This window comes from Sphingomonas sp. P3_C5 (assembly GCF_056402635.1).
The window spans coordinates 66,217-84,785 of the sequence record NZ_JBFUHA010000007.1 but is presented as its reverse complement, the minus strand read 5'-3'; the positions used below and the strand labels follow the sequence as shown (position 1 = coordinate 84,785).

19 protein-coding genes are annotated in these 18,569 nt (G+C 63.2%); 9 read left to right on the top strand and 10 right to left on the bottom strand.

From position 1 onward, the window contains the following. The first annotated feature begins 31 nt into the window (after nt 1-31). Nucleotides 32-1,084, top strand: coding sequence for an L-glyceraldehyde 3-phosphate reductase (mgrA, locus tag AC1DVS_RS17705; RefSeq protein ID WP_478025233.1), 1,053 nt, complete (start codon nt 32-34; stop codon nt 1,082-1,084). A 212-nt stretch (nt 1,085-1,296) separates the two neighbouring features. On the opposite strand, the gene AC1DVS_RS17700 is transcribed toward mgrA, so the two are convergent. Both AC1DVS_RS17700 and AC1DVS_RS17695 read right to left on the bottom strand, forming a co-directional pair. Beyond that, a complete protein-coding gene (locus AC1DVS_RS17700; RefSeq protein ID WP_478025232.1) occupies nt 1,297-1,488 on the bottom strand; it encodes a hypothetical protein in 192 nt (63 codons plus the stop codon). A gap of 130 nt (nt 1,489-1,618) precedes the next feature. After that, nucleotides 1,619-2,995: a M20/M25/M40 family metallo-hydrolase gene (locus tag AC1DVS_RS17695; protein ID WP_478025231.1), complete on the bottom strand. Its 1,377-nt coding sequence runs from the start codon at nt 2,993-2,995 to the stop codon at nt 1,619-1,621. 206 nt (nt 2,996-3,201) lie between these two features. Between AC1DVS_RS17695 and ettA the strand changes: the two genes are divergently transcribed. Together ettA and AC1DVS_RS17685 are read left to right on the top strand one after the other, a co-directional pair. Continuing rightward, nucleotides 3,202-4,881, top strand: coding sequence for an energy-dependent translational throttle protein EttA (gene ettA / locus AC1DVS_RS17690; RefSeq protein ID WP_478025230.1), 1,680 nt, complete (start codon nt 3,202-3,204; stop codon nt 4,879-4,881). A gap of 288 nt (nt 4,882-5,169) precedes the next feature. After that, a complete protein-coding gene (locus AC1DVS_RS17685; RefSeq protein ID WP_478025229.1) occupies nt 5,170-6,672 on the top strand; it encodes a hypothetical protein in 1,503 nt (500 codons plus the stop codon). A gap of 153 nt (nt 6,673-6,825) precedes the next feature. On the opposite strand, the gene AC1DVS_RS17680 is transcribed toward AC1DVS_RS17685, so the two are convergent. Beyond that, nucleotides 6,826-8,880 (bottom strand): acyltransferase family protein, encoded by a 2,055-nt coding sequence (locus tag AC1DVS_RS17680; RefSeq protein ID WP_478025228.1) that lies wholly within the window; start codon nt 8,878-8,880, stop codon nt 6,826-6,828. A gap of 101 nt (nt 8,881-8,981) precedes the next feature. On the opposite strand from AC1DVS_RS17680, the gene AC1DVS_RS17675 reads away from it, so the two are divergent. After that, a complete protein-coding gene (locus AC1DVS_RS17675; protein WP_478025227.1) occupies nt 8,982-9,425 on the top strand; it encodes a nucleoside deaminase in 444 nt (147 codons plus the stop codon). 64 nt (nt 9,426-9,489) lie between these two features. Next, nucleotides 9,490-10,449 carry a hypothetical protein gene (locus tag AC1DVS_RS17670; protein WP_478025226.1) on the top strand — a complete coding sequence of 320 codons (960 nt, stop codon included), beginning with the start codon at nt 9,490-9,492 and terminating at the stop codon, nt 10,447-10,449. Nucleotides 10,450-10,455: 6 nt separating this feature from the next. On the opposite strand, the gene AC1DVS_RS17665 is transcribed toward AC1DVS_RS17670, so the two are convergent. The 6 genes from AC1DVS_RS17665 to AC1DVS_RS17640 form a co-directional block, all read right to left on the bottom strand. Then, nucleotides 10,456-10,746 carry an acylphosphatase gene (locus AC1DVS_RS17665; protein ID WP_478025225.1) on the bottom strand — a complete coding sequence of 97 codons (291 nt, stop codon included), beginning with the start codon at nt 10,744-10,746 and terminating at the stop codon, nt 10,456-10,458. Nucleotides 10,747-10,909: 163 nt separating this feature from the next. Beyond that, nucleotides 10,910-11,053: an OST-HTH/LOTUS domain-containing protein gene (locus AC1DVS_RS17660; RefSeq protein WP_478025431.1), complete on the bottom strand. Its 144-nt coding sequence runs from the start codon at nt 11,051-11,053 to the stop codon at nt 10,910-10,912. A 3-nt stretch (nt 11,054-11,056) separates the two neighbouring features. Continuing rightward, nucleotides 11,057-11,437, bottom strand: a complete 381-nt coding sequence (locus AC1DVS_RS17655; protein ID WP_478025224.1) for a DoxX family protein — start codon at nt 11,435-11,437, stop codon at nt 11,057-11,059. A 243-nt stretch (nt 11,438-11,680) separates the two neighbouring features. Continuing rightward, nucleotides 11,681-12,148: a hypothetical protein gene (locus tag AC1DVS_RS17650; RefSeq protein ID WP_478025223.1), complete on the bottom strand. Its 468-nt coding sequence runs from the start codon at nt 12,146-12,148 to the stop codon at nt 11,681-11,683. A gap of 187 nt (nt 12,149-12,335) precedes the next feature. Further along, nucleotides 12,336-12,695, bottom strand: a complete 360-nt coding sequence (locus tag AC1DVS_RS17645) for a hypothetical protein (protein ID WP_478025222.1) — start codon at nt 12,693-12,695, stop codon at nt 12,336-12,338. A gap of 74 nt (nt 12,696-12,769) precedes the next feature. Continuing rightward, entirely contained in the window at nt 12,770-14,083 is a 1,314-nt protein-coding gene (locus tag AC1DVS_RS17640; protein ID WP_478025221.1) for a serine hydrolase domain-containing protein, read from the bottom strand. Between the two features lie 273 nt (nt 14,084-14,356). Between AC1DVS_RS17640 and AC1DVS_RS17635 the strand changes: the two genes are divergently transcribed. The 3 genes from AC1DVS_RS17635 to AC1DVS_RS17625 all read left to right on the top strand — a co-directional run bounded on the left by AC1DVS_RS17635 (nt 14,357) and on the right by AC1DVS_RS17625 (nt 15,642). Further along, on the top strand, nt 14,357-14,788 hold the full coding sequence (locus AC1DVS_RS17635) for an antitoxin Xre/MbcA/ParS toxin-binding domain-containing protein (RefSeq protein ID WP_478025220.1): 432 nt from the start codon (nt 14,357-14,359) through the stop codon (nt 14,786-14,788). 27 nt (nt 14,789-14,815) lie between these two features. After that, on the top strand, nt 14,816-15,334 hold the full coding sequence (locus AC1DVS_RS17630) for an RES family NAD+ phosphorylase (RefSeq protein ID WP_478025218.1): 519 nt from the start codon (nt 14,816-14,818) through the stop codon (nt 15,332-15,334). A gap of 86 nt (nt 15,335-15,420) precedes the next feature. Beyond that, on the top strand, nt 15,421-15,642 hold the full coding sequence (locus AC1DVS_RS17625; RefSeq protein WP_478025216.1) for a hypothetical protein: 222 nt from the start codon (nt 15,421-15,423) through the stop codon (nt 15,640-15,642). 106 nt (nt 15,643-15,748) lie between these two features. Here the strand turns inward: AC1DVS_RS17625 and AC1DVS_RS17620 are convergent, their stop codons facing one another. Beyond that, the gene (locus tag AC1DVS_RS17620) at nt 15,749-17,185 is read right to left on the bottom strand and encodes a serine hydrolase domain-containing protein (protein WP_478025214.1); all 1,437 of its coding nucleotides are present in this window, start codon (nt 17,183-17,185) and stop codon (nt 15,749-15,751) included. Nucleotides 17,186-17,453: 268 nt separating this feature from the next. Here AC1DVS_RS17620 and rsgA point away from each other — a divergent pair, with 268 nt between their 5' ends. Further along, a complete protein-coding gene (gene rsgA / locus AC1DVS_RS17615) occupies nt 17,454-18,449 on the top strand; it encodes a ribosome small subunit-dependent GTPase A (RefSeq protein ID WP_478025212.1) in 996 nt (331 codons plus the stop codon). Nucleotides 18,450-18,569: the final 120 nt, after the last annotated feature.

Sequence of the window (18,569 nt, the reverse complement as noted above, 5' to 3'; positions counted from 1 at the left end):
TCGAACCCGTCTTGCTTCCGAGGATTCTCCGATGCCCTATCCGACGCCCTATGTCGCTGATGCCGCCCGCTATGACGGACGCATGCCCTATCGCCGCTGCGGGCGAAGCGGGCTCGATCTGCCGGCGATCTCGCTTGGCCTGTGGCAGAATTTCGGCGGCGCCGACGTGTTCGAAACCGGCCGGGCGATCCTGCGCCGCGCCTTCGATCGCGGCGTCACCCATTTCGATCTCGCGAACAATTATGGACCGCCGTACGGATCGGCCGAGGAGAATTTCGGGCGGGTCATGGCGAGTGATTTCGCAGGCCACCGCGACGAGCTGATCGTCTCGACCAAGGCGGGGTGGGACATGTGGCCCGGCCCCTATGGCGACGTCGGCGGCAGCCGCAAATATTTGATCGCGAGCTGCGACCAGAGCCTCAAGCGCATGGGCCTCGACTATGTCGACATCTTCTATTCGCACCGGGTCGACCCGAAGACCCCGCTTGAGGAGACAATGGGCGCGCTCGCCCATCTCCACCGCCAGGGCAAGGCGCTCTATGTCGGCATCTCCTCCTATTCGCCCGAGCTGACCCGCAAGGCCGCAGCGATCCTCAAGGAGGAGCGGGTACCGCTGCTGATCCACCAGCCAAGCTATTCGATGCTCAATCGCTGGGTGGAGCAGGGCCTGCTCGACACGCTTGAGGAGCTCGGCACCGGCTGCATCGCCTTCTCGCCGCTCGCCCAGGGCATGCTCACCAGCAAATATCTCGGCGGTGTCAGCGAGGACAGCCGCGCGGCCAAGGCGGGGTCACTCTCACAGGGGATGCTATCGGAGGAGAATCTCGAGCGGATCCGCGCGTTGAACGCGATTGCCAAGCGGCGCGGCCAGACGCTGGCGCAGATGGCGATCGCCTGGGTGCTGCGCGATCCTCGCGTCACCTCGGCGCTGATCGGCGCCCGCACGGTCCAGCAGCTCGACGATTCGCTCGATGCGGTGAAGCGGCTCGGCTTCGATGCGGCGGAACTGGCCGAGATCGATCAGCATGCCGGCGAGGGCGGGGTGGATCTGTGGAAGGTGTCGTCGACACTCGGCAGCGAGTGAGGCTGACTCAATTCTGACCCCTATCCTTAGAAGCGGTCAGAACGGCGGCGGCATGGCCTGGCGGTTCAGATTTACCCGGTGCGTCTATCGCGCTGAGCTGACGCGGAAACCGCCTGCCGGCCTCATGTGAAGCAGGCCCAAATGAAAAGGGCGCCCCCCGCAGGGGACGCCCTCTCATCAGGTCGAACGGGCCGAAGCCCGATCGGCACCAATTACATGTTCGTCGTGGCGTTTTCCGTCGGCGTCGCCGCGTTCTCGGTTGCCATCGTGTCCATAGCGTTCGCCGAGTTATCCATGGCGGTCATGTCCGCCTCGTTATTTACGGCCGTGGTCTCTGCAGGCTTATTACAAGCGGCAAGCGACATCAGGCCGGCGGCGGCGAGAACAAAGGCGATCTTCTTCATGCGGATGCTCCCAAGCATAGCAAAATTCGCGGCCAGCCCGATTGCTTACCACGAGCGGCGGTTCATAACGCAAGCGAACCGTGCGTCAATCGTAATTCATCTCTCGGAAAGGTTAGGCCACGGTTTTCCGTCATTTCTGGATCGGGACCGGTCCTATTTCTTCCGGAGCGTCGGCAAGAATCGCCAGCATCACGGTCCAGGCGGCGACATTCTGACGCAATTGTTCGGGGTCGATCCGGTCTAGCGTATCCTCCGGCGTATGGTGCCAGTCGAAGTAGCGCATCCCATTCTGGTTCAGGTTGATCGACGCGACGCCGGTTGCCATTGTCGGTTCGACATCAGTACCGTCGCCGGCGGCCGCAGCGCCGCGGATTACCCCGATCGGATTGAGCGCTACCGCGAGCCGATCAGCTACGTCCTTTGCATTGTCGGGCAGGTTGGTCTGGAATCGCCATATCCGATCAGCCCCAAAATCTGATTCCGCTGCAACGGCATGGCGTTCGCCGGCATGCGCCTTGGCATAGGCAATCCCGCCAAAACCGCCGGTCTCCTCATCGCCGAACCATACCACGCGAATCGTGCGGCGGTGCTTGCCTGACTCCATCAGCAGCTTGGCGGCCGCGGTGGTGATCGCGACGCCAGCGCCATCGTCGATCGCGCCGGTGCCAAGATCCCAGCTGTCGAGATGGCCGCCGATCAGAATCACGCCGGCCGCCGGATCGGTGCCCGGCACTTCGGCCACGACATTTCCCGAATCGCGCATGCCGACCCGCTGCGGGGTCAGCAGCAGATGCAGCGTCACCGGCTTGCCGCGCTTGATCATCCGCTCGAGATTCTCGGCATCGGCGACTGACAGGGCAGCGGCCGGGATCGGCGTGACGTCGCCGAAATTGGTGACGCCGGCATGCGGCCCGCGGCCATGATCGGTGCCGATCGAGCGGATCACGATCCCGGCCGCGCCCTTCTTGGCGGCGATAGCTGGCCCGGCACGCCGCGCCTGGCCCTGGCTGCCATAGCTCGAGCCGTCCATGGTCGGCTGCATCGAGTTCGAGACAAAGGCGATCTTGCCCTTCAGGCTTCCCTCGGGCGCGGCTTTCAGATCGGCAAAGCTCTCGAAAAATACCACCGGCAGCGTCAGCCCCTCGGGCGGCGTCGCGCCTGAATTGCCGAGCGCGGTGAGGCGCAGCGGCTGGGGATAAGGCGAAACGATCTCGCCGCTCTCCAGCCCCCGCACCCAGGTATCGAGCTGATAGGGCTCGATATGGACATTCCTGAACCCCAGGCCCTTGAGCTTCGCCACCGCCCATTCACGGGCGCGGGCCTGCTGTGGCGATCCGTCGGGGCGCGGGCCGATCTCGGTCGTCAGCCCCTCCACGACATTCCAGGCGACATCGTCCTTCAGCGCTGCGTCGCGGAGTTTCGCGACGGCCGGATCGGTCTCGGCGAAGGCTGGAGCGGTGAGGGCGGATGCGGCGAGCACCGCGAGGATGAGAAGTTTGCGAGCCACTGAAAAACCTCCGTTCGCCCCGAGCAGCGACGCTCAATGGCTGTTGTCCCATGCGCTTACCGGGAAGGGTGGTGCTTCGACAAGGCGGCCACTTCGCGAAATTTTGCGCAAAGTGCGGGCATGATGTGGTTTGCCAATTCCGCCTCCAGCCACTACATGCGCCCTCGAAATTTCCCCGCATTCAATCGAGACGGAGCCCGCAGGCGATGGCCGTGCAGTATAGCTATGTGATGAAGGGTCTGACCAAGACCTTCCCCGGCGCCCCCAAGCCGGTGCTCAACAACATCCACCTCCAGTTCCTTGGCGACGCGAAGATCGCGATCATCGGCCCGAACGGATCGGGCAAGTCGACCCTGATGAAGATCATGGCCGGCATCGATCCCGATTTTCAGGGTGAGGCCTGGGCGGCCGAGGGAATCAAGGTCGGCTATCTGGCGCAGGAGCCGCAGCTCGACCCGACCAAGAACGTGATCGACAACGTCAAGGACGGGGTTCGCCCGGTCGCGGACCTGGTCGATCGCTTCAACGCGATCTCGGCCGAGATGGGCGATCCCAAGGACGATACCGATTTCGACGCGCTGATGGAGGAGATGGGCGATCTCCAGGCGAAGATCGACGCAGTCGACGGCTGGAGCCTCGACAACCAGCTCGAGATCGCGATGGAGGCACTGCGCTGCCCGCCCGGCGACAGCCCGGTCACCAACCTGTCAGGCGGCGAGAAGCGCCGTGTGGCTTTGTGCAAGCTGCTGCTCGAAAAGCCCCAGATTCTGCTGCTCGACGAGCCGACCAACCATCTCGACGCCGAAAGCGTCCAGTGGCTCGAAAATTATCTCAAGGAATATACCGGCAACGTCATCCTCGTGACGCATGATCGCTATTTCCTCGATAACGTCGTGAACTGGGTGCTCGAGCTCGATCGCGGCCGCTATTACACATATGAGAGCAACTATTCGGGCTATCTCGAAAAGAAGGTGAAGCGCCTCGAGCAGGAAGAGCGCGAGGAGCAGGGCAAGGCCAAGGCGATCGCCGACGAGCTCGCCTGGATGCGCCAGACCCCCAAGGCCCGCCAGACCAAGTCCAAGGCGCGTATCCGCGCGTTCGACGAGCTGATGGAGAAGCAGGAGAACCGTTCGGTCGGCAAGGCGCAGATCCTGATCCAGCTCCCCGAACGCCTGGGCGGCAAGGTGATCGAGGCCAAGGGCCTGAGCAAGGCTTATGGCGACAAATTGCTGTTCGAGAATCTCGATTTCGTGTTGCCGCCCGGCGGCATCGTTGGCGTGATCGGGCCGAACGGCGCCGGCAAGTCCACGCTGTTCAAGCTCATCACTGGCCAGGAACAGCCCGATGGCGGCACGATCGATGTCGGCCAGACGGTGAAGCTCGGCTATGTCGACCAGAGCCGCGACGATCTCAACCCGAACAACAATGTCTGGGAGGAGATCTCCGACAAGCTCGAAGTCTTCCGCTTTGGCAAGCAGGAGCTCGGTACCCGGGCCTATGTCGGGGCGTTCAACTTCAAGGGCCAGGACCAGCAGAAGAAGGTCGGCCAGCTATCGGGCGGTGAGCGCAATCGAGTTCATCTCGCCAAGATGCTGAAGGAGGGCGGTAACGTCCTGCTGCTCGACGAACCGACCAACGATCTCGACGTCGAGACTCTGCGCGCGCTCGAAGAGGCGCTCGAAAGCTTCGCCGGCTGCGCGGTGGTGATCAGCCATGACCGCTTCTTCCTCGATCGCCTCGCGACCCACATCCTGGCCTTTGAGGGTGATAGCCATGTCGAGTGGTTCGAGGGCAATTTCGAGAGCTATGAGGCCGACAAGCGCCGCCGCCTGGGCGACGCGGCCGATCGGCCGACGCGCCTTGCGTACAAGAAGCTGACGCGCTGATGCGTGCCGGCAGGCGAGCTGACTCGTCTGCCGGATGCGGGTCTCGAGTGCGCGGACTCTGTTCAAGAGTGTCAAAGAGTTAGGACTGGACGGGGCGCTGCGCTGGCTTCATCCTGCTCATTCGATGCGCGCAACCGAAAAATCTCTAAACTAATCTCCAGTCTTCCCGATCTGCATTCTGGTAGCGAATGGCCGTCGGGTGGGTAGTGCGCATTTCGAAGGCTGAAGGCCCCGGCGAGCCAGGGCGTATGAACTTCTGACGTCGATGCACTGAAGCAGGGGATATCAATGCCGAACAGATTATATGTCATGTTAGTGCGCTGCGCTCTCGCGCTGACCGTGGTTGGCGCGATTCCCGTCCACACGGCCGCCGCGCAGAATGTCACCGACTATATGACACAGCAGGTCTGCGTCGATACCAACGGTGTGGCGCTGGCGGTGGATCCGACGACCTGCGTCGTGAGTTCGCGCCGCCATCTCAAGATCGGCGAGGCGCTCCCCTATCACAAGATCGATCTGGGCGGGTATCAGATCAGCGATTCATATCCGATCCAGACTGATGCCCTCGCCCCTGTCAGGGCGGTGCAAACCTATTTCTATGTGCCGCAGGTCGGCTACACCGACCCAACGCTCGATCCGCGCTTTGGTGGGCAACCCTATTTCAATCCGCTCCACGGCGGCTACAATATCCTGGGCAGCGACGGCACCTGGCTTTCCTATGACGGTACCTATGATCCGGCGGGCGGGTGGCAGCCTTGGTGGACAGCTGATTGCCGTCCTGCGGGATGGCGACTAGTCCCGGGCGGTGTGCCGCCATCGGGCTATGGATCGGATGTCTCGCCGACAATGTCATACCCTGACTGTGTCGGTTCCGTCCCGGTCTCCGCCTCGACGGTGGAATGGAATCACTACAATGTCACCTATGCGCCGGGAAAGACGCTCGACACATTGGTCTCTTTTCATTTTGCTGAAGGATATGGCCCGGCGGAGGTCACCTATCTGACGAAGGAATATGGCGTCACGCGCTGGGAGGCATGGATCCCGGGAACTGGCCCCACTAGCTCCGGCACCATGGGGCAGTGCCCAAACAGCCTGTATTCTGCCACGCTGCACGGCAAACAATTCTACCTCTTCGATTGCCATCAATGGACGAACATCGTCACGAACCTTGGCCCATGGGATCCGAAGGGCCGGGCGGCCAATGACCCGGCCATCCTGAGCTTCCCGGTCGATCCACTCTATACGAGCCGCAACCTGCTCACGAATACGCATGTCGGCGGGTCTTACGGTCCCGGAGGGGTGACCGGCTGCATCGTCAACGGCTGGGATCGTGTGAACGACCCGACTGTGCTCAACTGGGCTTGGGATTCAAAACCTTCGACACCGACGGCGCCTTGGCCCTTCACAAATGGGTATAATTGCACATTGATCTGGGCGACGCCGGGTCCGATCGGCAACCAGTCGCTCTTCCAGCAAGTCAGCATCAACCCTGGCAGCACCGGCACCTACACCTTCGGTGCGATGCTGTGGTCGCCCGATCTCGCCAGCAGCGCGCCTCCGGTTCCAGTCACTATCCAGGTGGTCCAGCGCAACAGCTCGAACACGGTGATCGCGACGACCAACCTGACGGCGAACCTGACCGGCATTCCGGCGACGTTCGGCGGATCGTTCCAGCTCAATTCAGCTGCCACGTCGCTGACACTGGCTTTCCGACCGACCGTCGCCAATGTGCTCCATGAAATCACCGGTGCGTGGATCGCTCCTCCGCCGACGGGAGTGATACCCCAATAGCTCGGGCGGGTTTGAACCGGCCGCAAAATTGCGCATCATGGTGAGCGATTGCCATGATGCAGCATGAGCGGCCGGATTCAGGCCATCAGAGCGACGTTGTCCTCGCTGAGATTCTGAGCCTCGCAATGTGTGAGCATCGCGCGCGCCGGTCCGCTAGCGCCAAAGCTTATCGTCGAGCGCGCTGACGATATAGTCAGCACCTGGCCGGGATAAATGCTCGGGATCGATATAGTAAGGCACCGCCCCTTCAGCGAACCGGCAGCGAGAGGGTGTGCACAGGATGCGCGAGACTGAGGTGTAGAGTGCACCCGGCACGTTGCCCACGGCTAACGGCACGATCCGCGCGCCGGTGTCGTCGGTCGGCTCGATGAAGCGCATATCCACCTGGCCGTCGGCAGGCGCGAAGTCCGAGCTGAGCAACGCCTCGGCCGCGCGGCGTGCCGGCAGGAAGCTGGTCATCGCATGGCGTGCGGGGTTGAAGCGCAGATAGGGCACGTCCCCCAGCACGATCACCTGCTTACCAGCCGCGGAGAGCCGGCGGATGGTGCGGGCCAGCGCGAGCCTCAGCTCGTCTTCGCTCGACCGCCCTGCCGCGCTGCCATCGCCTTCGACATAGGCATCTCCGGCGGCGATCGCGCTCGCCCCGAACGGAACCTGCCAGAAGCCCGCAATCACCACCGTGCGAACCTGCGGGTCGCGCGCCACCGCGTCGATCGCGGCCTGATTGTAGCGCGTGCACTCGGCGATATGGCCGGGATGGTTCGGCATCTTGCGGCTCGCACCAAGCAGGGACGGGCAGGAGGATTTGGTGAGCTGCTCGAAGCCAAGCCCATGCCGTTCCGCCGCTGCCCGAAGAGCATTGCCCAAAGCCGCCGCATGGCTGTCACCGAGGAGCGCAAGGCGAGGGCGGGCATCTGCCGTGACGCACGCGCCCGAAAGATTGGGCCGGTCAGCCCCATAAGGCGCGAGACACGGGCCACCACGGCTTTCCGCGAGGATCGTTTCGATCCCTCCCGCATCACGCCCCATCCGCGCCGACAGACCGTGCGTGGCATAGACGGCGATGAGGGCAAGGACGCCGGCACCGATCACCGCACCATAGCGAAAGAGTTGCGCGCCATCCGAGAGATGCAGTCCACCATGGCGAAAAGGGCGCTCGACGAACCGCCAGGACAGCCAGGCCGGCACCAGCGACAACAGCGCCACGCTGGTCATCAACGCCACCGAAGGCGCCTCCACGGCACAGATCCGCACCAGGGCAAGCAGCGGCCAGTGCCAGAGATACCAGGAATAGGAGATCAGCCCGATCCCGACAAACGCCCGTGAGGCCAAGAGCCGGCGATTCACGGTGCTCCCCTCGCTCAGGATCAGCGCAGCCGCTCCCAAGGTCGGCAGCAAGGCCGCGAAGCCCGGAAAAGCGAGATGCTGGTCGAACAGCGCGATCGAGCCGACGACAGCGGCGAGGCCAACCCAGCCAAGTCCTTCCTGCAACCGCTGCGACATCGGCGGCACGCGGCTAGCCGCCAGCAGCGCGAGCAGTACCCCGATCCCAAGCTCCCAGGCGCGCGCCGGCAGCAGATAAAAAGCTTCGCTCGGGAAATGGCTGGTGAGAAAAATCGACAGCAGCAGCGACACCAGGGTGATCGCCGCGATCGCCGGCAGCGTCGCCCGCGCGCCGATCCGGTTGAGCAGCAGGAGCAGCGGCGGCAGGAACAGGTAGAATTGCTCCTCGATCCCGAGCGACCAGGTCATCAGGAACGGCTCGCCCCGCGCGTCCGGCGAGAAATAGCCGGCGGTTGCCCAGAACCAGAGGTTCGATACGCCGGTCAGCGCGGCTGCCACGCTCGCCGCCAGCCGCTGCATCTCGGCTGGACCAAGTAAGGCAAGGCCGAACCCGACGGTCACTGCCGATACGGCGACCAGCGCCGGCAGGATACGGCGCGCCCGCCGCGCGTAGAAAGCCGCGAAGCTGAACCGTCCTGACCTGATTTCGCGCTCGACGATGCCGCCGATCAGGAAGCCCGAAATCACGAAGAAGATATCGACCCCGACAAAGCCGCCACCCACCGCCGCAAGCCCGGTATGGAACAGCACCACCGAGGTGACCGCAAGGGCGCGCAGCCCGTCGATATCGGCGCGATATCGGGCAATCGGCGCCATCTCGCTCGCCGCGATGTCAGGATTGAGCTTGCCGACCTCGATGTCCATCGCCCGCCCTTAGCGCCGTGGTGCTGGACAAATCATTGACGCAGGCGGCTTCGGGACACATTCGCTATGAGGCCGAACAGGCCCGAACAGGATGACGCGCAATGATCGGACACGAGCCCTTCGTCACCCGCTGCTACGAGCTCGCGCTCAAAAGCTACACCGAAGGCGGCTGCCCGATCGGCTCGGTGCTGGTGCGCGACGGCGTGATCATCGGCGAGGGGCATAATCAGCGCATCCAGCAGGGCGATCCGATCGCGCATGGCGAAATGGATGCGCTGCGCAACGCCGGCCGCCAGACCCACTATCGCGATACGATCCTCTACACCTCGCTCAGCCCCTGCATGATGTGCGCCGGCACGATCGTTCAGTTCGGCATCCCGCATGTCGTGATCGCCGAGAACCGCAATTTCGGCGGCAATGAGGATTTCCTGCGTGAGAGAGGCGTGCAGGTGGAGATCGTTGACGACGCTCGCTGCGCTGATCTGATGGCTCGCTTCGTCGCCGAGCAGCCCGCCCTTTGGAACGAGGATATCGCCGAGGGTTGAACCGCGTTCCCGTTGCGCGAACGATACGCAGGACGCCAGGTTCGGCGAGAAGAGGAGCTTTTCGATGATCGTCTCAATCGTCATGGCAGCGGCACTCGCCGCTCAGGGCCATGGCGCGCCGAAGCGCCCGGCACCGCGCGCCATCACGCCGGCCGCCCGCTTCACCTCCTACACCGACGATTTCGCGAAATTCGCCGACCAGACCTCAACGCTCCCCGAAGCCCAACGCATTCGACTATTCCGCCTGCGCTTCGCCCCGCTCGCCGGCGGCTTCTACGGCCCGCGCGGCCGCGATCCGGCCAAGGTCGATGCCAGTATCGCAGACGCGCTCAAGGCTTTCCCCACCATCCGCGTACGCTACAGCGCAGCGGCCGCGCGTTTCGAGCAGGCATTCGCAACCGGCCAAGCCCGATTCCGCAAATTCTTCCCCGATTACAAGCTCACCATGCCGGTCTATCTCGTCCATTCGCTTGGCGAGATGGACGGCGGGACCCGCGAGCTGCAGGGCCGCACCGTCGCTGTCTTTGGCGCCGATGTGATCGCCCGGATCCATGACGAAACGACGATTCCGCCGTTCCTCGATCACGAGCTCTTCCACCTTTACCACACCCAGTATTTCCCCGGCTGCGACGCGCTTTGGTGCGGCCTGTGGGAGGAGGGGCTGGCCGTCTATGTCGCCTCGCGGATGAACCCCGGCGCGACGGATCGGCAGCTCCTGCTCACCATCCCGGTGCCGATCCGCGCCGCGGTCGATCCGCATCTGGCGGAGGCGATGTGCGGCCTGCGCGAAAAACTCGATGCCACAGCGACGGACGACATGGCGCCGTTCTTCTTCATGCGAGCGGAAAAGGGCAAATTCCCGGCACGTTACGGCTATTATCTCGGGCTGTTGCTGGCGCAGAAGATCGGCGAGACGATGCCGCTTGCGCAAATGGCGAAGCTGCCGCCGGCGAAGGTCAGGCCGCTGCTCGATCGGGCGCTGGCGAGCTACGGGGCATGTCCGGCCCCTGTTTCGGCCGGCTAGTGGCGCTTACCCCGCCGGCATCTGCACCGTGAAGCGCTTGGTAAAGCCCTTGGGCGGCCGCTCGTCATCCGGCCGCGCCTCGACATGGTCGACCCGCGAATGCGGCGACCCTTGGCGGCAGGCCTCGATCAGCGCATTGGCCGCCTCGTCATCCCCCGCCACGAGCACCTCGACCCGCCCGTCCGTCAGGTTGCGCACCCAACCAGTGACCCCGAATTCCTGCGCTTTCCACATCACCCAGTTGCGAAAGCCGATATTCTGCACCTTGCCGCTCACGAATACGCGTTGAGTCGTCATCAAGCCCACTCATCTTGTACGATCAAGGTCCCCCTCGGACCCTGCTCCCGCGTTCGGGTGTAACATGGGTGAAGGAGGGCAGAAGGGCGCGCGCGCATGATTCCGTCGCGTTCAGTGCAGATTTCGTCGAGATATGACCCGCAACCGGGTTGAATCGTTGCACTTATTTCTTGCGCCGAAGGAATGCGCCGCCATCGCGCCCGTTGACGACGACTCCAGGCACTGCCTCGAACAGGTCCGACAGGCGGGGATAACCGCAATTACGAGCGTTGAAGCTCGACGGTTTACCGGCCCGCGGCCGAGAGATCGCTCATGACGCACCGCGCGACACGTCGGCACTCCACGCACCGCCGCCGGCCGCGGCGAGATAGAGGAAGATGAAGCAATAGAGCATCGCCGGCTCGCCGCCATTCGCCAGCGGGAGGAAGCCTTGCGGCAGATGCATCATGAAATAGGCGACCGCGCAGAACCCCGACAGGACGAACGCGACCGGGCGCGTGAACAGCCCGATCAGGATCAGCATACCACCGACCAGCTCGAGGCCCCCAGCAACCGTCAGCAACGGGGTCATCGGCATGGGGAAGGGCGGAATGTTGAAGAATTTGGAAACGCCGTGATCGATAAAGGCGAGACCCACGACAATGCGGAGGATGCTGAGCAGCTTCGGAGACCAGGTGGCGGGGATGGGCATGGAGACATCCTCTTTTATCGGGTGGCGCGATCGTTTCACGGCGCGCGGTTGGCGTCAATCAATGCGCTTCATTCGTTTGGCCAGTTCCGTCTCGCCGAAACTCAAGAACCACGTCCGACGGTGACGTTCCGGCACATTTTCCTGATCCTGACACCCGTTATTCCCCGCAGCCGCTGTGGCAGGGCGCGGTTATTGTCGTCCGCTCCCGCGTCGCCGAGTTCGGAAGCGGGCCGGCTCACTTGTTCATTCCGGATTGGTGACGATCCACCCGAATAACCAGGAAATCATAAATGAAATCAGGACAAATGCCCAAAGCGACATGAAAGATATCGCAGTAGCGGAGAGCGGGATGCCCATTTCTTTGATATGCGGTAGAAAAGCCACCCTATAAGCAAAAATAGGAACCGCGCCTAATATCAAGCCAAAGCTCATGACGACATTGAACATTGGTATCGGTAAGCGACAATTTCCGTAACCGACGAGTTCCTTGACGTTTCGGCCGTTAGTCAAAATGTCCGGCATCATCCAGAAAAGGCTGACAATAGCGATTCCTGTAATCAAGCCGTTACGAACGCTTGGAAGACCGCTCCCGATCATGCGAGCTAATTCGACCAGGACGAACATCGAGATGGAGCCTATCGTGATCCAGCTCAAGGCAAATACCATTGCCTCGACTCCACCAAATTTTTTGCCAGGGAAAATCCTGTTCACGCGCCACACTCCCAATCGTGCACGGGCATTGCATGATAGAGGTTACACCTTTGCTAAATGCACCGATGAGAGTGACTTGAGGCATCCGATGGAGGGGCTGGCGCTGAGAAATGGACCGCGGAAATTTGATGACTGCGCATTTCACTGTGCAAGTTGAATGCGCCGTCACCGATATCCCGCACCGCCTTCACTGATAGCGCAGCGTCTTCTCGAACCCCTCATTTGCCTTGGTCATCTTCGCCACTTTCCTGAGGTGCCCCCGAACATGCCGCTCGAACCGCACATCGTCATTGATGCCCGTCGCCCGATACTCGTCCTGGCCGATCAGCTCCTTGAGGCGCTTCGCGAACGCGGCCTGATCGTTCGCGCAATCCGCAGCCAGAAGCGCACGGCAGACCCATTCCTCCGCGGCGGCCATGTCATATTCGTCCCGCGCTTCGTATCCGCGCCTGTCCGCCGCCGCCTGATCCAGCTTCGATGCGGCAAGCCGGCGCTCAAGCCATGTCCGGACCAGGTCTCCATCCCACGGCTTTGACGGATTGCTCATCGCTCGCTCCCAACCTGGCCCGCCATTGCCCATAGCGGGCGTGGTGACAGAAGCCAGGTCCCCATGGAGCGCGCTCATGCAGTGGCGGCGAGTGTATCCAGATAAAGCTTGAGGCCGTCACGCGAGATAGCGTCCTCAATGCCGACGTTGAATATCATGACAAAGCCGCTGCGGTTCTCCTGCCGGAACACCGCCACCGCGCCGATCCCCGGATCGGCGCCATTATGGCCGATCAGGCGACCGCCGGGGATCGGATCCTGGGTGCCATAATAGCGGGGCACATAGTCCCAGCCGAGGGCGCGCTCATAATGCGCGGGCGCAAGCGCCATCGCTGCGGTCTCGGCGGAGACTATTCTGGCCACCTTGCCTCCCGGCATGACGCGCGAGCCCTTGTCGATCCAGGCCAGCATGAATTGCGCGAGTTCGCGGACGCTCGTGCGCAGCAGCCCGTCGGGAGGGGTCGCGAAGCTGTAGCCGCAAAAGGGGAAGTGACCGCCGGGCTTCGGCGTAAAATCGCGGTCAGAATAGCGTGCGAATTTCAGTTCGAGTTCGGAGATGTCGCCGGGTTTGAAGTCCGCTCCGAGTATCTTGTACGGCACCGATTCCCGTCTCCGGTCCATGGTATCGAGCCGGAACCCGGACGAGGCCATGCCGAGCGGGCGGAAAATGCGCTCCCGGCAAAGCATTTCATAGGATTTGCCGCCCGCCCGTTCCGACAAGAGGCCGACAAGCCCGAAAGCGACGTTCGAATACGCGCGCGGGTTGCCCGGCGGATGCAGCGTGCCTGGTGCCCAGCTGTGAAAATGGTCGGGTTTGGCCGACGGAGCGAAATAGGTCCGCAGCCAGTCCCCGAGCGACACCGTCTGATCGCCGCAACGATAGCTCTCCCCATAGGCCTCGCCGTCGCGGATCGAGGAGCGATGCGTGAGAAGCTGCCGTAACGTGATCGCGACCTCAGGGTGGTTCGGATTGCGGACGGGAAAAGGCAGATAGCGATTGATGTCGCCGTCCAGATCGAGCCGGCCCGCTTCGATATCCTGGAGCACCAGCGTGGTCGTGATGGTCTTGGTGACCGATCCGATATTCTGGATCGTATCCGCCGTCATCGGCCGGCGATGCTCGATATCGGCAAATCCGAAACCCTTGGCCCAGGCCAGGCGTCCGTCGAGGATGATCCCGGCGGCGAGCCCCGGAATATGGTGCCGCTCGAGCATCGCGGCGAACCCCTGGTCCAGCGCCGCGAGCTGGTCGCCGCGTAACGGGCCTGCCGGATCGGAGACGTGTCCCAGGCCTGAGGGCCTGCACGCTGTAAGGCCAAGGCCACACAACACGCCGGATTTAAGAAGCGAGCGGCGGCTCTGTGCGAAGCGAGCGAAGTCTTCAGTCATGATTGGCCCACCCTTTCGTCCCTGCCGAAGCGCGCATCCACGCCCGGTACCGCCAGCATCTCGTCCGACGGAGACCCGATACGTTTCACGCGACAACGCCACGCGCAAGCGCGGCTAGCACAAAAGCCTTTGAATTCCGCCCCTTGGAATCTCCTGGCGGAGCCGTCGGAATGGCGGGGCAGGGGGCACGGGTGATCCAACCTCTGCCATATGTCTTGCAGTCGCAACACTGATGTCCTACATAATGTCCAGAATACGGACGGAGAATGGGACATGGCCACTGCGAGACCGAAACCCGGCAAAGGCGGATCGATCCGCGTGCAGGGCGGCGAAGGGGCGTTGGCGGCCGGCGGCTTCGTGACGGACTTCATGGACAAGGGCGGCGTGATCGACGTCGACCGTGTCGCCACCATGTTCCGCATGACCAAAGGGCAGCTGGCCGAGACCACCGGCCTTGCCACCGCGACCATATCGAAGACCGATCGCAAGGCGTCGCCGCGCACCCAGACGCGCGTCACCGAGATGCTCGAGATCATCAGCCGCATCCGCGAATGGGCCGGCGGCGAGGCGCAGGCGATGGCATGGTATCGCTCGCAGCCGATCCCCGCGCTCGACGGGCGGACGTCCGAAGCGCTGGTCAAGTCGGGCCAGGCAGGCGCCGTGCGCGACTATCTCGACCATATGGCGCTCGGCGGCTTTGCTTAAGGCCGGTCCGGGCCGCGGAGGCAGGGCTTGAGATTCGTCGGGCGCTGCTATCGCGGCCATGATCCGGCCTGGTCCTTCTCGCCGATGTCCGGCGCGGGCGCGGCGTTCACGGGAGGGCGCTTCAATCGCAAGGGCGAGCCGACCCTGTATCTCTCGCTCGACGTGATGACCTCGATCGGGGAATGCACGCAAGGGTTCAGCCATCGGCTCCGGCCGCTGACGATGTGCGAATATGACGTGGATTGCGAGGGCATCGCCGATCTGCGCGACGATGCCGGGCGCGCCGTGCACGGCGTGAGGTGGAGCGAGCTCGACTGCAGCTGGCTGACCGCCCTGCGCGCAGGCCGCGACGCACCCTCATGGCTGGTCGCCGACCGCCTCAAAAAAACGGGCCATAGCGGCATCCTCATACCGAGCTTCGCGCCCGGCGCGACTGCGGACAATAACAATCTCGTGCTTTGGCGCTGGGGCCCCGATCTGCCGCATCAGGTGATCGTCTATGATCCTAGCGGGCGGCTGCCCAAGGATCAGCTTTCGTGGCGCTGAGCCTGTCCCGTCGGCGCAGTCATCCGGTAAATCCCGTAGCGACACCGCTCCTGATGGGTGCCACCACCTTCTCACGGAGGTGCCCTATGGACACAGTTGAAATCCCCTATCTGCTCAGGCGAGCCCGGACGCATCGTCTCCTGGGCCAGGTCGCGACATGTGGCGATGTACGGTCGACCCACCGCCAATTCGTCAGAAACTACCAGACTCTCCTGCTCGCGCTCCGGCGCGCGCGCTCGTCGCCATCCATCGGCATCGAGGCGCTGAAGCCGCCACAGCTCGGCTGGTCGGCGGGATTGCTGCCATGAGCGTTGAGCGGGAAGGCCGCAGATAGCGATCGATTACGGTACCACGTGCAATAATCACATAATCTTGATTGGCGGTATTGCACGCGGCTCCATAGCGGCAGGCACGTCAGCGTATATCGATGGTTGCCACGCCGTTCTTCCACGCATGCATCACCGACCAGTCCTTGTTGAAGGCGCCGATATACAGGCGATATTCGCCCGGCGCTGGCGGGGTCCATGAGAAGGCTCGCGAGAGGGTGCGGCCGCTGAGCCAGTTCGCCACTGCGGAACTCTGCTGGTTCACGTGATTGTCAGGGCCGAACGGCGCGGCGCGGATCTCCAGATTGAGCTGGCCCTTGGGAATGGCGACGCCCCAATTCTGCGCGGACACGGTTATTTCGAGCGGCTTGCCCGCCTCGGCGCGCGCGGGAGCGGCAACGCTCAGGATGGGCGACGAATGGGCAAGCTTGGTATCATAGAATCCGGCGACGGCCAGCGCGATCACGTCGAGATTCGCATTGGTATTGGCCAGCACGATCACGCTTGTTCTGGAATCGAGAAAACGGCTGTAATGGCTGGATCCGCCGGATATGCTTCCATTGTGCCACATCCGCGACTGGGACTGATATTGGTCGAGATTCCAGCCGAATCCGTACCCTGTCCGGCTGCCATCGGTTAAAATGCCCGGCCGGCGCAGCAGCTCTAGGCTGGCGGGGGTAAGGATGGCGCCCCTGCTGAGCGCTAAGTCCCACTTCGCCATATCTCTTGCCGAGCTCATGATGCCCGCGCCGCCGAGCCACCAATAGGTCGGGTTGAGATAGGGACTGTTGCGCAGCTGCGGAGGCCCGGGAGTGCCCACGCGATCGTAGCGAGCAGCGCGATCGGGAATGATCCCGCTTTCGTCGTGAAACCGTGTGTCGTTCATGCCGAGCGGCCGAAACACGCGGTCGGCGAGGAATTGGTGCCAGGGAGTGCCACTCACCCGAGACACGAGTTCGGCGAGGACGATATAGCCGGTGTTGCTGTACGACCAGCGGCTGCCGGGCGCGAAATTGAGCTCGGCCGTCATCATCTGGCGAATGACGTCCGTGGCTGTTGTATCCTCTCGCGGAAAGGCCCGGGTCTGGTCGAGCGGACGTGCGCCGGGCGTCAACGGATCGTTGATCAGGTCGCGGATGCCAGATGTATGGGAAAGCAGATGGCGAACGGTAATGCCGCGCCACGATTCCGGCGCGTTGCTGAAATACTGCGATATCGGATCGTCCAGCCGCAGCTTCCCGTCCTCGACGAGCAGCAGGATCGCCACAGCGACGAACTGCTTGGTGATGGAGCAAAGCTCATAGACGGTGGCGCTGCTCGCCGGCGCGCGAAGCTCGACATTGGCGAACCCGTAGCCGGCTGTCTTGACGACCCGCCCGTCACGAAGGACGGCAAGCGAAAGGCCGGGGATGGCCTGATCGCGCATCTGCGCAGCAACATAATCGTCAGTGGTGTCGGCATGCGCGTTTTGCGCGCTGAGAAGTATCGCAAACACGGCCGCGATAAGCCCTTTGCCCGTCCCCATGACTTCCCCTCCGAACGCGCTGCTCCTGATGCCTTGCCCTTACTTCTACAGTCGGAGAGAATGGGATGCGCCAGATTGCGCGGCGATGAACGGCCGCCCGTGCGGCCGGCTCGCCAGCACCTCAGATGTGGCGGCTCTTCGGGTCAGGGCGTCAGAATCCGGCACGACCTCGATAGGTTCTCCCGCTGAGCCATGCTAGCGGAGCCCGGCATGTCCCCGAAGCCGGCAAACGGCTTCCCGACCAGAAAGAAAGACGCAGCCGCCGCCTATGAAATCGACTGATGAGTCCTTGGAAGAGCTCGGCTGGAGCGACTTTTTCAGCGAACAGGTTTCGGCCGAGGAGGCGCGGCTATGCCATCCCGTCCGCGTCATGGCCGTTCATCGCGGCCAGATCGCGGTCGCGGGCGCCGGGTTTCAGCATTCGATCACGCCTTATATCCCCGGTGCCCTGCCCACGGACGATCATCCGACGGTGGGCGACTGGCTGCTGGTCGACGATGCCACGCAGCTGCCGACGCGAGTCCTGCGCCGGATGAACCTGTTCAAACGGCGCGCGCCGGGCGATCCGCGCAAGGAGCAGATGATCGCCGCCAATATCGACACCTTGTTCATCGTCGCCTCCTGCAACCAGGATTTCAGCGTCGCGCGGCTCGAGCGCTACCTGGTGCTGGCGCGGGATGTGGGCGTGGACCCGGTCGTGGTTCTCACCAAGACTGACCTGACCGACACCCCGGACGCTTTTGCGACCGCGGCGCGTGCGATCGAGCCCGGACTGCGGGTCGAAACCGTCAACGGCCGCGATCCCGCCAGCGTGGCGCGCCTCGCGGACTGGTGCGGCAAAGGCAAGACCGTGGCGCTTCTGGGGTCCTCGGGGGTCGGCAAATCGACCCTCGTCAACACCTTGCGTGGCTCGGACAGCATCGCCACCCAGGCGATCCGGGCAAGCGACGATACCGGGCGCCACACGACCACCGTGCGCGAAATGCACCGGCTGGAGCGGGGCGGCTGGCTGCTCGACACGCCGGGCATGCGCGAATTGCAGCTGTCCGACGCGGCCGAGGGGGTTTCAGAGGTTTTCGATGACTTCCTGCTGGCGGCGCAGGACTGCCGCTTCTCCGATTGCGCCCATGGCAACGAGCCCGGCTGCGCCGTCCAGGCAGCGATTGCCGAGGGCACGCTGACGGTGGAGCGTTTCAATCGCTGGCAGCAGCTGACAGCGGACGACCGCGCCGCTCCCGCATACCCGAAGAAGCGGCGCCGATAACGAGATCGAACTGAACTGCGGTCGGAAACCGACACGCCGAGATCGGGCGGGTTTATCGTTTTTTCGAGATACTCTGATACTGGCAGTTCTGGCGACGGGGCATCGAAGCGCCACAAAAAG